This window comes from Lentibacillus sp. (genome assembly GCF_035301925.1).
In the GTDB taxonomy this organism is placed as follows: domain Bacteria; phylum Bacillota; class Bacilli; order Bacillales; family Amphibacillaceae; genus Lentibacillus.
In genome coordinates, this window is sequence record NZ_DATGTI010000127.1 from 1 (window position 1) to 13,037 (window position 13,037).

The window sequence follows — 13,037 nt, forward strand, 5'->3', positions numbered from 1 at the left end:
GTAAACTGCGAGTTGCGAGGAGTGCTGCTTCTCCGACACCTCATGCAACACGACGAGCACCAAGTATATTTCCGGAGCGGGACATAGGCACCAACTTAAGTTCGGATTTTTCTTTAATAAAAATGCTTTTGTCCCAGCCTCAATATTTACTTTTATTACTTAAGCTCCCTTGATAACCAAAATCCGAAAATGTCTCATAAGGATGCTTCTTTTATTAAATATTCTGTGTTACTTTCCAGCAAATCGTAAGCGTCATCAGAAATAAGCTCTTCGTCTCGCTGATAATCGAGGAGGTTTTGAAAACCATTCAGATGTTTTAGCACTTTTTCCGTTTGTTCTGTTTCTTCAAAGCGCTTTACTGCAGCAAGATGAACATCCAGCGATCTTGCCACATTATCATCAGCAAGTTCCCCTTTGTCCCGTAAGCTTTCCACCTGTTGTTGCATACTATATAGTGACGGTGCTTCAACGCTAACTGTAATGTTTTTATTGATTGTTTTGCCGTTTTCTTCATAACGAATTTCAAGTTCTTGATCACCAATTTCATTTGAATTGAATCCTGTAATATCTGAAGGTTCCGTAACATCACGCTGGTAACCATTATCATATTGTGCATAAACCGTTAAATTTAATTTTTCATTTAAGCTATACTCTAAGTCACCTTCAATATTTAGCTTTTCCAGTTTAGAAATTGGTAAATCTTTGGATTCCTCTACACCGGCAATTTGATACATACCTCTTATTTTTAAAGACCAAGGTTCTTCTGTTTTATCTTCTCGATACCAACCAGCATTACCTTCTCCTAAAAATTCAATAGGATCTTTGTCAAATTCTTTGGCCTTTAACTGTGACATGGTGTAATAGAATATACTTCCTCTTTTTAAATGATATTGGCTGGATATCATAGAAAATGTGTCAATATCATAATCATTGTACAAAATATCAAAACTGTTCGATGCATTTTCAACAGTATTTGAACTTTCATTTTCTACAATGATTCTGTCTTCTGAAAGCCCGTGATCCACTAGCCAATCATGCATACGATCGCCTTCAGTCCAGCCGTTTTTCTCTACGCCGCCGGTTACTAAGACATAAGCGTCAGGGTATTTGTTTGCACTATTTAGAGCAACTTCTAGTCTACCAATTAATTCATCTTTCATTTCACCATTATTATCTAAAGCAAATCCTAAGACAACAAATACATGCTTGTTATCTTCTGGCAAACCATCAGGAGCTACATTTAAATTTTCCTTCATTTCATTTTCAATCCAGTCCCACTGATCAATGACTGAATGCCATATTTTATAATCTTCTGGGGATTCTTCCTCCATTAGGTCGAGCGTTCTTAAAACGTCAGTATGTGCTTCTTCCCCATAATAATATATTAGTTCACTTATTAGCTTACCCAGACTCTTTGAATTGTGATGCATTTCTGCTGATACATTTGAGAAAGGCATTAAACTAAATATCAATAATGCACTGATTAAAATGTTAAATATTTTTTTCATGTATCATTACACCTCACTTTGTTAATTTTAAAAAGTACAGAATTTTGACCGACATTATTAACATTTGTATCTTGAAAATGACAATTGATTACTATTCCAGCACTGCTAACATGACATTTGTCCAAGTTTACGAACTTCTAATGTACGACACCTCTCTTTAAAGTAATTTTTCAACAAAATATTCTACTTATTAAACTATACCGAATGATGAAAAAATAACGAGTATCTTAAGTCACAATTATGACATGAAAAAATCTTTGGTTTGGGTAAATGGTCTGTTTTGCGTGGTGGGAATTAAGAATTATATGATTTCTTAAGAGGCTTCAACCCTCAAGATCCTTTAGAAAAGCTGTAGAATTTTGGATGGAAAAATGCAGCTTTCGCTCGTTAAAATGATACAACTTTATTTTTGTTGAATACAGATGCCGCGCTGTCATGTATATTCCCATACTTTTCAGCCACACTAAAATATGATGAACTCTGGAAAGGATGGGTATCTTTAATGGTTTATTTAAAAACATTGGGTATTAAAGCGCTTGCAATTGGTGTTACCGTATTCTCGTTATTTGGTATTTTTTACAATGCGGATGTGATGAATTTATTTTGGATCAGTTTGCTGACAACTGGTCTTGCATTTCTCATCGGCGATTTATTTGTACTACGCAGATTTGGTAATGTGACTGCTTCGATTGCCGATTTTCCACTGGCATTTCTGTCGATTTGGCTGCTGGGGAGTCTGTTCATTGAAGCAAGTATTCCAATTGCCACGACTTCCCTGATGGCAGCTTTTTTTATTACATGCTGTGAACCGTTCATACATACGTATATGATCGAGAACCTTGAAGAAGATGCGTTTGAAGAACGTGAAACAACGCCAGGAGCCGGCGAACTGCAGACTGAATTTGCAGAGGAATTTGATTCGGAAACTCTGACAGATGAAAAAGAGAATCATCATGATAAAAATGATGATAAAAATTAATCCCTGAGTTTTTGAAACCTCTCCCCCAGATTAATCGTAGGAATGAGTAACAATCATTTTAAATTCTAACGTTTGTCATGTATCATGGTAATGAGGATTTTACTGAAATCATGATGTGACATGCGATTTTTCAGAGGTTAGTAGGGGGAGAGAAAATATTGGATGTTTTTGATGGAGGGTCAAACGGTTCTAACCGCGGCCGGAAAATAACGTGGAATAAGAAGTTTAACTGGATTGGATATATAGTACTTGCGATTATCCTGGTAGTGATAGCAGGTTTATTTTCGCTGCAGCTGATTACGGATTATATTTGGATGGATTCACTTGACTTTTCAGGTGTTTTTACAACCATTTTAACAAGTAAAGTGCTGTTGGGTGCTGCCGGATTTGTCTTATTTGCTATCGGTACATTTATAACGCTTTACTGGATTCGTCGCTCGTACATAAAACATTTTGACTCAAGTCAGTTACCGCCAATTCTGGACAGACGAAAGACTATGATGCTGATGATGCTTGGTATATCAGCTGTAGTCGGACTATTCGGAAGCAGTATCATTCAGGGGGTCGGCTGGGAACAAGCACTGAAATTGCTCAATCATGCTTCATTTGGACAGACAGATCCATATTTTGGTTTGGATGTTTCCTTTTATGTGTTTGTTTTGCCGATGCTGAATTTAGTCGTTTTTGTCCTGTTAGGTTTGAGTATCTTTTTCCTGTTGGTGGAAATTGCCGCCTATTCTGTGTTCGGTATGTATCGGATGAGTCGATCGGCACAACTCCATCTTGGCATAACGCTTGGATTGATTGGGTTGCTTTTGGCAGGTTTTCATCTCTTGCAGCCGTTTGGAACGTTGTCGACGACCCAGGTCAATTTGTTTCAGGAAAGTATTGTGAACGGCTTAAGCTATACGGATGATGTCGTCAACATTCCGAAAGCGTATATCCTGGCTGCAGTGGCTGTTCTCATGACGGTCTGGATGATCATCAAACTCATCAGGGGCAACATACAGACGATGATAACGCCAATTGCCATCTATATTGGGTTGGTTATCGTGGGCCAGGGTGCTTCATTGGCTGTGCAAAATTTTGTTGTTTCACCAAATGAATTTTCCATGGAAAAACCGTATTTGGATGATAATTTAAATTACACAAGGGCTGCTTATGATTTAAATAATATTAGTGAGAAAGAACATCCGGGCAATCATTCACTGGATGCAGAAATGGTGGAGCGAAACGCTGATACGATTGATAACGTCCGCATGAACGATGTGCGCCCATTACTTGATGTCTATAATCAAGTACAGACCTTCCGTACGTATTATGAATTCAATGATGTCGACATTGACCGTTATGAAGTTGATGGTGAGTATGAGCAAGTATTCCTGGGGGCAAGGGAGCTGAATACGTCTGATCTGCCTGATCAAGCCCAAACGTGGGTTAACCAGAACTTGCGGTATACACATGGCTATGGTGTTGCGATGAGTCATGTCAATAAGGTGACAGCACAAGGACAGCCGGAATATATGCTTCAGGATCTGCCCCCTGAAGGTGTCATGGACGTTAGTCGGCCACAAATCTATTTTGGTGAGGAAAATGCTCCAAATGTGATTACCAATAGCGCGGTGGAAGAATTTGATTACCCTTCAGGCGATGAAAATGTCAATACACAGTATGAAGCAGATAAAGGGATCCCGTTAAGTGGTATTAATCGCTTAATATTTGCATTGAGTGAAGGTAACTTCCGGATGCTAGTTTCTGATCAGTTAACAGAAGACAGTCAGCTGCTTGCAACCCGAAATATCATGGACCGTGTCAATCGAATTGCACCGTTTTTCACCTATGATGAGGATCCTTATTTAGTTGTGCGGGATGACGGCAGTCTGGTCTGGATGATTGATGCGTATCTGACGGCTGAAAATTACCCGTATTCAGAGGCTTTTCAGGGTGAGACAAATTATATTCGAAACTCTATAAAAGTAACCGTTGATGCGTATACAGGTGAAGTGAATTTCTATGCAGCTGAACCGGAAGATCCATTACTAAAGACGTTCCAAAATATATTCCCTGAACTCATAACGGAAGAGGTGCCTGAGGATATACGTGCCCATTTCCGGTACCCGACAGATTTGTTTAAGGTTCAGGCTAAGATGTATGGTACTTATCATATGTCCGATTTAGAAGTGTTTTACAATCGCGAGGATACATGGCAATTTCCGACAGAGCGGTATTTCAATGAAGATATCGAGATGGAACCGTATTACACAACGATGAAATTGCCTGAAGAGGATGAGGAAGAATTTATCCTGATGATGCCATATACGCCGAAAAACAGGCAAAATATGATTGCCTGGATAGGTGTGCGGAATGATGGGGAACATTATGGTGAAACGTTTGTGTATCAATTCCCTAAACAGCGGAATATATATGGTCCGCAGCAAATCGAGAACCGGATTAATCAGGATAGTGAAATATCTCAGGAATTGAACTTGTGGTCACAAGGTGGCTCAGAAGTCATTCGCGGTAACTTGCTTGCCATACCGATTGAAGATACTATCATCTACGTTGAACCAATCTACATCGAATCCAATAATGAAACATCACTGCCGGAAGTCAAAAGAGTTGTGGTGGCATACGGTGACCACATTGTCATGGAGGCAAACTTTGATAAAGCACTTGAAGAGATACTGAACATCGTTGATTCTGACAGTCAGGGTAATGGACAGCAGGAAGATGAAGAAGGCCAGGAAGATCAACAAGAGGAACAACCGGATCCTTCAGAGCCAATTATGGAGGCAGAAGAAAGACTACAGGAGTTTTCCGACCTATTTGAGTCATACCAGCAAGCCTTGTCTGATGGGAACTGGCAGAAAGCTGCTGAGATCATGAGTGAGCTGGAAAGTATGCTGGATGAAATGGAGACATCCAATGGAGGCAATAATGCCGATACGCCTGATAATCCTGAGGGCTCCCAGGCGCCTGAAGATAACGCAGAATCATCGGATAATCAAGAAGAATAGCATAGAAAAAATCGGGATGCGCCGTAAGGCATCCCGATTTTTTTGTCCCGCATGTAACGGACAGTAATCCGCCAAAGAACGGCGTCTAACTGTCCGTAAATGCCCGATTCTGCTCAACTAACATTCAGTGGAGACAAACGCTCGATTGAATGAAGTGTCACTCTATATAAGGGTCCTCTACAGTGTACGCCACTGTGGTATTTTTGCTTTATTACTTAGCGTTAATGAAAAATCGAAAATAAATTGGCGGAATTCGCTGGAGGAAGCGCACTAGCTATTGCATTGATAAAAGGGCTCATTTTCTTTTCTATCAAAGGTGTAATAAGCGGAAAAAACAGATAGCCGAAATGGTGAATGACGGTATGACAATAGTAAAAATAAAACGGTTTAGATTAATCATAAATGTATTGACCAGTGTGGTCTAAAATGCTATGATGCAATCGACCAAGGTGGTCTAAACAGACGTCTTTATGAATACAATGACAGTAAAGGGGTGAAAAACATTACTGATAAATTTCAAAACCTTGATCATGATAAACAACAACGGATTTTGGATGCAGCGTTTCAGGAATTCGCTGAAAACGGATATGAGCGGGCATCCACCAATCAAATTGTCAAAAATGCTCAGATTGGCAAAGGGATGCTATTTTACTACTTTCAAAGCAAACAAGAGCTGTATCATTATTTAGTTGAGTATGCACTAAAAATCATCCGTGACCAATATTTGAATTTAATCGATATGAACGAGACGGATTTTATTGAACGGATGAGACTGGCCACCCAAGTCAAAATGACATGTTTTGCAGAGAACCCGAGTTTGTTTAATTTTCTTGGAACATTTTTTCTGGAGAGCAAACCAGATCTTCCGCCATATTTGGCACAGCATTATGAACAGTTGTTGGCGGATGGATATGCAATTATGTATGAAAATATCGACAAGACCTTGTTTAGGGATGATATCGATGTTGAAAAAGTTTTTAAATTAATTCAATGGGCAATGGATGGTTACCAGAATGAGGTCGTCAGCCGTCTGAAAGATCAAAAATTGTCATCTGTCGATTTTAATCCATATTGGGAAGCGTTTTATGCGTATCTGGATATATTGAAGAAAAGCTTCTATAAGTAGGGGGAGAGGGCAAATGACGCTTTTAAAAACGGAAAATCTCACAAAGGTGTTTGGAAACTTCAAAGCAGTGGATGAGATTAATATTGAAGTTAAGAAAGGAGAAGTGTACGGATTTATCGGTCCGAACGGTGCAGGCAAGTCGACAACCATCCGTGTTTTATTGGGAATGCTGAAGCCCACAAGCGGGCATGCATCCATTTTTGGTAAAGATGTATGGAAGGATGCAGTGGATATCCATAAGCGGATCGCGTATGTTCCGGGAGATGTGAATTTGTGGCCGAATCTGACCGGCGGCGAGGTTATTGATCTGTTTATGAAGCTTCGCGGCGGCACTATGAATCAAGAACGGCGCGAAGAATTGATTGAGAAATTTAAATTTGACCCTTCAAATAAATGCCGAACGTATTCAAAAGGGAATCGGCAAAAGGTGTCGCTGATTGCAGCATTTGCCTCGGATGCCGATTTGTATATTCTGGATGAGCCGACATCTGGGCTTGATCCTCTGATGGAACTTACTTTTCAGGAATGTGTGATGGAAGCTCGGGAGGCAGGCAAAAGTATCTTACTGTCGAGTCACATTTTGTCAGAAGTGGAGAGGCTCTGTGACCGTGTAGGTATTATCCGGGACGGGAAGATTATTGAATCAGGTTCATTGGATGAATTACGCCATTTAACACGAACCAATCTGAATGTGGAGACGAAGCAGCCAATTACTAATCTGGATGAGATGAAAGGTGTTCATAATGTTGAACGAAAAGAACAGATACTCTCACTGCAGGTTGACAGTGAAAACCTTGATAATGTCATCCGGCATATCAGCCAGTTCGGTGTCGTGAAACTGGAAAGTGCCCCGCCGACACTGGAGGATTTATTTATGCGCCATTACGAGGGAGCAGGGGGTGTATCCTGATGAATCAGCAGTCATTTTCCAATACAGGGAAACTGATGGGATTTATGTTGCGGCAGGATCGTTTCAGGATGCTGATTTGGCTGTTAGCATTGACATTTTTCACATTGGGTGTTCCGCTTGCTTTTTTGGATTTGTACCCATCTCAGGCTGACCGTAATGCGATGGCCGTAACAATGGAAAACCCGGCGATGACCGCAATGGTTGGTCCCGGTGATTTGGAAAATTACACGATTGGTGCCATGACCGCGCATCAGATGCTGCTGTTGACCGCAGTCGTTGTTGGTTTAATGAATATCCTGCTGATGAATCGTCATACGCGGGCTGATGAAGAGGACGGCCGACTAGAGCTGATCCGTGCATTACCGGTCGGAAAACTTGCCAATTTGAATGCGTCATTTATTAATCTGATTTTATTAAATAGTTTGCTGGCTATTATGGCCGGTGTCGGCTTATATGCTTTAGGAATCGATAGTATGGGTCTGTCAGGATCTTTATTATATGGTCTGACATTAGGGATGACAGGGATGTTTTTCGCTGGGGTGACCGCGCTCATGACACAAATCACGGAAAACGCCCGTACTGCTTTCGGATTTTCTTTGGCACTGTTGCTGATTGCTTATCTCATACGGGCGATAGGGGATGTCAGCAATGAAGCATTATCCTGGATTTCACCATTAGGATGGGTGACGGCTGCTGAGGTGTACAGTGACAATAACTGGTGGGTACTGTTACTGCTGGCTGGCGGTACGATCATTTTAGTGGCTCTTGCATTTTATTTGAACGCCATCCGCGACCTTGATGCCGGATTTTTGCCATCAAGGCCCGGTAAAAAACATGCCTCACGAACTTTGCTCAGCCCATTCGGTTTGGCGCTCAGACTGCAGCGTACCGGAATTATTTCGTGGGCGATTGCTATGATATTGGTCGGTGTTTCTTACGGCTCGGTTATGGGTGATCTGGAGTCATTTTTCGAAAGCAGTGAAGTCTTAAGGCAAGTGTTGGCTTCTAATGAAAGCTCTTCGTTTACTATAAAATTTGTGTCTGTGCTGATGTTTGTGATGGCCTTGATTGCCACGCTGCCAGCTGTAATGGCTGTGCTTAAATTAAACGGTGAAGAAAAGAAGAACCGGCTCGATCACTTACTGGGAAGATCAGTGTCGCGAACACGCCTCTTCTCAGGGTATTTAATGATTGCTGTCATCAATGGTGTGGTGATGCTTTCCTTGGCTGTGGCAGGGCTTTGGGCGGCAGGCGTAAGTGTCACGGTGGAACCGTTTGAATTTGGAAAGATTTTTGGCGCCGGGTTGGCCTATTATCCGGCTGTTCTTGTCATGATTGGCTTGGCAGTGCTTCTTATCGGATTTATGCCTAAATTAAGCCCCCTTGTCTGGCTGTATCTGTTTTATTCGTTTGTCGTCCTGTATTTCGGCAACATATTTCAATTCCCGGATTGGGTTGGCAAGTTGTCGCCATTCGGTTATATTCCTGAATTGCCTGTCGATGAAATGGAATGGACGCCTGTTATCATCTTAACCATTGTTGCGATTGGGTTAACAGTTGTGGGGATGTTAGGCTATAATAAACGGGATATTCAAGGATAATCAATAAACGAAAGGTCTGCAGCTGGTTATAGATGACCAAAATGAAGAGAAACTCAGAGATATTAAAGCATCAGGTTTTGACTTAAGATTACCAGGCTATTCACCTGGAAATCATATTGAGGTTGGCAATATTGTAAAACGCGCATCCGGTTCCGGTTCGCATGTGTCGGTTACCTTTAATCAGGAAGATGAAGAAATATTAAAATTCTGGCAGGAGTCATTTAATAGCGACGACCGAGCCCGTATTGATCAAAGAATTAAGCAAATTAAAACTGAAGCTTCAAATCAGCTTAGCATAGGCGGTCACAATGCCTATGTTGTCAATGAAAAAAAGAGAGAATCGTTATACATTTTGACTGAAAATTATGGATTTATCATTCATTCATCCGATTTAACGAAAGATCAGCTGATAAAAGTAGCGCAATCTATTGATTTATCCAATCTTAATTAGCTTAACACGGCCATAATCTATATAAGAAATAAAGAGTCTGCTCAGATATCATGGTGGATCTGAGACAGACTCTTTATGACTTTTAGCGATCACCAATATCGTTATCTTTTTGATATAATAAGGGGGATTTTCCTGATTTAATACGGATCGGAGTCCTTTCCTTTCTCAACTGCCTTACCTGGGGCTTTTTCCGCATCCTTATTGCCGAGCGGATTTCTGCTTGAACCGTCTGACATCATTTTTGCAGCTTCTTCCAATCCTTCACGCAAACGACGTCCGTATTCCTCGTCTGCCTCCTCGGCAAGTGCGATCATTTTATCCTGGATCTCCTGTGTGCATTCGGAAATGTCGCCAACCAGGTTCGAAATCAATTCGTCTTTCTCCCAGTCATCAAACCAGCGAAATGTCTCACCCGCTTGTTTGGTATTATCATTCCGGTCAATTGATTGTCGGACAAGCTTCCCTTCCACTTTTGGTGTGTATTCCTTGCCAACTTGTTCCGCTTCCTTATAGTTCCCTAACGACGATGGTTCATAATTGATATGCGGGTTCTTTTTGGGAGAACGTTCAGGCTCATACCGCATGGCTCCACCTTCCTGATTGGTGGCGACCCGTTTTTTGGCGGCATTGACTGGTAGCTGCAAATAATTGGCGCCTACCCGGTAACGCTGAGTGTCGGAGTAGGAGAATGTCCGTCCCTGGAGCATCTTATCATCGGAAAAATCAAGGCCATCGACAAGCACGCCTGTACCGAATGCGGATTGTTCCACTTCAGTAAAGTAATCTTCCGGGTTTTTGTTTAATACTAATTTTCCTACCGGGAGCCATGGAAATTGATCTTCAGGCCAGATTTTTGTGTCATCCAGCGGGTCAAAGGCCAGTTCCGGATGCTCACCATCACTCATAATTTGCACATATAACTCCCACTCCGGATAATCTCCGCGTTCAATTGCGTCATATAGATCCTGTGTCGCATGGTTGAAGTTTTCTGCCTGAATTTTATTTGCTTCCTTAACTGTCAGGTTTTTGATGCCTTGTTTTGGCTCCCAGTGATATTTGACAAGGACAGCTTCTCCCTCATGGTTAACCCATTTATACGTGTTGACACCGGATCCCTGCATCATCCGGTAGTTCGCCGGGATACCCCATGGTGAGTAGATGAACGTCACCATATGAAATGACTCCGGTGAATTGGCACAGAAATCAAAGAAACGCTGACTGTCCTGAATATTTGTAATGGGATCAGGCTTAAATGCATGAATCATATCAGGAAATTTGATGGCATCACGGATGAAAAAGATTTTAATGTTGTTGCCGACCAGATCCCAGTTTCCGTCCTCTGTATAAAATTTCACCGCAAAACCGCGAGGATCACGCAATGTTTCCGGGGAATGCGTGCCATGGACAACGGTTGAGAAACGTACGAACACTGGCGTACGTTTTCCTTTTTCCTGAAATACCTTTGCCCGTGTATATTTGGAAACAGGTTCATTTCCAGCGGAGCCGTATGATTCAAAATAACCATGGGCACCAGCTCCACGGGCATGTACTACCCGCTCGGGAACACGCTCACGGTCAAAATGACTTATTTTTTCAATAAAATCATAGTTCTCCAATGTAGCAGGTCCACGATTGCCGACTGTCCGTATATCCTGATTGTTTGTGACAGGGTGTCCTTGCCGGTTGGTCAGTGTGTCTTCATTTTCAATGTTTGTCTGGTTGTGTTTATCGTGGTTTCTAGTCATATCATTAACCTCCATCTTTTGTGTTGTTATCCTTTTCATTTTGTGCAATCATGGGACAATTAATCCATTTCTTAAGAGCTGTTTTTAATTAAAGTAAAAACGTCATTCAGTGCAGCTTTAGAAACAAATGTCTTAGGCATCCTGACTGAACTTTAAGTGTTAGAATATAAAACTCCCTGATTAGGACAGAACAGACGCAGGGAGAAACAACAATCACTTCTCTTTCAGCTTGTCATTGTGCGAAAAATGATACAGTTGCGTTATAATGATAGTAGAATCATTACAGTAACTAGAGGAGGCGCTGGCATGCGTAACGAGAGTCTAAAAAATAATGATAAGGCGAAAAAATTGTGTGTGTCATTGGTGCCGATTTTCAATCATCTTGACTATGAAGAGCAATTTGAAGTTGCCCGCGCAAGCAGGAGTCAATCGTATGACAGAAAGGATATTATTTTTCAGGCGGGGGATCCGTCCGAATACCTGTATATCGTGCATAAGGGGAAGGTAAAAATTTATAATCTGTCAGAATCCGGCAAAGAACAATTGATCCGCATTCTGGAGCCCGGCGATTTTATGGGGGAATTGGCGGTGTTCACAGATGAGTGGCTGACCAGCTTTGCTGAAGCAGTTGAACCGACAGAAATATGCGCCATTCATAAGTCGGATTTACAGGGTCTTCTGGAAGAAAAGCCGGCTATCTCCTTTAAAATTCTCGCTGAAAGCAGCAAACGGCTGAAAGATGCTGAAAAAACAATCGAACGGATAAGCTCTCAGGATGTTGAAAAACGGCTGGCTTCGTATTTGTTGGAGCAGGCTGAAAAAGGGACATCTTCACAAATAACACTGCCGATGAGCAAAAAAGATATCGCATCTTATCTTGGTACGACGCAGGAAACACTCAGCCGCCGTCTTGCAAATTTTGAAGAAAAAGGTTTGGTTGCGCAAACCGGTCAGCGGAAAATCAAAATTTCCGACTTGGATGCACTGGCGTCGATTGCTGAGTGACGGCAGTTTTAAGCTCTTTAAGCAACAGGTGTAAGAGAAGAGTGGGAAGCGATTTATGCACTTAGTTTACGACAGTGCATAAATCGCGCGACACCCAGCTCAAATTGCGCAACGTCCGGCTCCAAGCAACGCCAAAGTTAAAATAATCAAGTGCATAATAAAGGGTATAGAATCTGTCCAGTGACAGACGCCATACCCTACATTGATTGCAAGCTCCGTAATCACCCTGATTGAGCATCATCAGCCTTGATTTCAGTTCTTTTAGGTCCGGTTTTTAAATAGGCAATGCCGATGCCTGCTAAAGCCAAAAGGATTGAAATGATTGGAACTGAAAAATTCAGGATGGCGTATGGTGCATACTCAAACGCATGCACTCCCAGTGTTCCAAAAATAAATACACCACATGTATTCCAGGGAACAAATACTGACGTTAATGTTCCACCATCTTCCAAGGCTCGTGACAAATTCTTGGAATGCAGGCTTTTCTTTTTGTAAACTTCACTGTACATTCGTGATGGCACGACAATTGAAATGTATTGCTCTGAACAGGTTACATTTGTAAAAAAACTTGATAGGATTGTTGTAGGAATCAGGCTTTTTGCGGATTTTGCCAGTTTTAGGATCCGGCTGACAATCGCTTTTAACATGCCTGTATGCTCAAGAATTCCTCCAAATGTCATGGCCACTATAGTCAA

At 41.6% G+C, this 13,037-nt stretch carries 10 protein-coding genes; 7 read left to right on the forward strand and 3 right to left on the reverse strand.

Translation table 11 applies throughout. The annotated features are described in order from the left end of the window. Positions 1-194 precede the first annotated feature (194 nt). Positions 195-1,508 carry a YdcF family protein gene (locus VK080_RS10740; protein WP_324224771.1) on the reverse strand — a complete coding sequence of 438 codons (1,314 nt, stop codon included), beginning with the start codon at positions 1,506-1,508 and terminating at the stop codon, positions 195-197. Between the two features lie 502 nt (positions 1,509-2,010). On the opposite strand from VK080_RS10740, the gene VK080_RS10745 reads away from it, so the two are divergent. The 6 genes from VK080_RS10745 to VK080_RS16035 all read left to right on the forward strand — a co-directional run bounded on the left by VK080_RS10745 (position 2,011) and on the right by VK080_RS16035 (position 9,592). Next, on the forward strand, positions 2,011-2,487 hold the full coding sequence (locus tag VK080_RS10745) for a YndM family protein (protein ID WP_324224772.1): 477 nt from the start codon (positions 2,011-2,013) through the stop codon (positions 2,485-2,487). Positions 2,488-2,645: 158 nt separating this feature from the next. Continuing rightward, on the forward strand, positions 2,646-5,504 hold the full coding sequence (locus VK080_RS10750; protein WP_324224773.1) for a UPF0182 family protein: 2,859 nt from the start codon (positions 2,646-2,648) through the stop codon (positions 5,502-5,504). 493 nt (positions 5,505-5,997) lie between these two features. Further along, a complete protein-coding gene (locus tag VK080_RS10755; RefSeq protein ID WP_324224774.1) occupies positions 5,998-6,630 on the forward strand; it encodes a TetR/AcrR family transcriptional regulator in 633 nt (210 codons plus the stop codon). Between the two features lie 13 nt (positions 6,631-6,643). Then, a complete protein-coding gene (locus VK080_RS10760) occupies positions 6,644-7,540 on the forward strand; it encodes an ABC transporter ATP-binding protein (RefSeq protein WP_324224775.1) in 897 nt (298 codons plus the stop codon). Beyond that, on the forward strand, positions 7,540-9,141 hold the full coding sequence (locus VK080_RS10765) for an ABC transporter permease (RefSeq protein ID WP_324224776.1): 1,602 nt from the start codon (positions 7,540-7,542) through the stop codon (positions 9,139-9,141). Before VK080_RS10760 ends, VK080_RS10765 begins: the two co-directional genes overlap by 1 nt. Before the next feature lie 163 nt (positions 9,142-9,304). Beyond that, positions 9,305-9,592 (forward strand): DUF4367 domain-containing protein, encoded by a 288-nt coding sequence (locus VK080_RS16035; RefSeq protein ID WP_414672242.1) that lies wholly within the window; start codon positions 9,305-9,307, stop codon positions 9,590-9,592. A 137-nt stretch (positions 9,593-9,729) separates the two neighbouring features. Here VK080_RS16035 and VK080_RS10770 read toward each other — a convergent pair whose 3' ends face one another. Beyond that, complete coding sequence (locus tag VK080_RS10770) at positions 9,730-11,337, reverse strand: catalase (protein WP_324224777.1); 1,608 nt, start codon at positions 11,335-11,337, stop codon at positions 9,730-9,732. A gap of 306 nt (positions 11,338-11,643) precedes the next feature. On the opposite strand from VK080_RS10770, the gene VK080_RS10775 reads away from it, so the two are divergent. Further along, positions 11,644-12,342, forward strand: a complete 699-nt coding sequence (locus VK080_RS10775) for a Crp/Fnr family transcriptional regulator (RefSeq protein WP_324224778.1) — start codon at positions 11,644-11,646, stop codon at positions 12,340-12,342. A 221-nt stretch (positions 12,343-12,563) separates the two neighbouring features. Here the strand turns inward: VK080_RS10775 and VK080_RS10780 are convergent. Continuing rightward, a partial coding sequence (locus VK080_RS10780; protein ID WP_324224779.1) for an SLC13 family permease occupies positions 12,564-13,037 on the reverse strand: 474 nt, incomplete at its 5' end.

Coding starts and splice junctions, on each gene's coding strand:
- VK080_RS10740 (WP_324224771.1), bottom strand. CDS start 1,508: ATGAAAAAAATATTTAACATTTTAATCAGTGCATTATTGATATTTAGT.
- VK080_RS10745 (WP_324224772.1), top strand. CDS start 2,011: ATGGTTTATTTAAAAACATTGGGTATTAAAGCGCTTGCAATTGGTGTT.
- VK080_RS10760 (WP_324224775.1), top strand. CDS start 6,644: ATGACGCTTTTAAAAACGGAAAATCTCACAAAGGTGTTTGGAAACTTC.
- VK080_RS10765 (WP_324224776.1), top strand. CDS start 7,540: ATGAATCAGCAGTCATTTTCCAATACAGGGAAACTGATGGGATTTATG.
- VK080_RS10770 (WP_324224777.1), bottom strand. CDS start 11,337: ATGACTAGAAACCACGATAAACACAACCAGACAAACATTGAAAATGAA.
- VK080_RS10775 (WP_324224778.1), top strand. CDS start 11,644: ATGCGTAACGAGAGTCTAAAAAATAATGATAAGGCGAAAAAATTGTGT.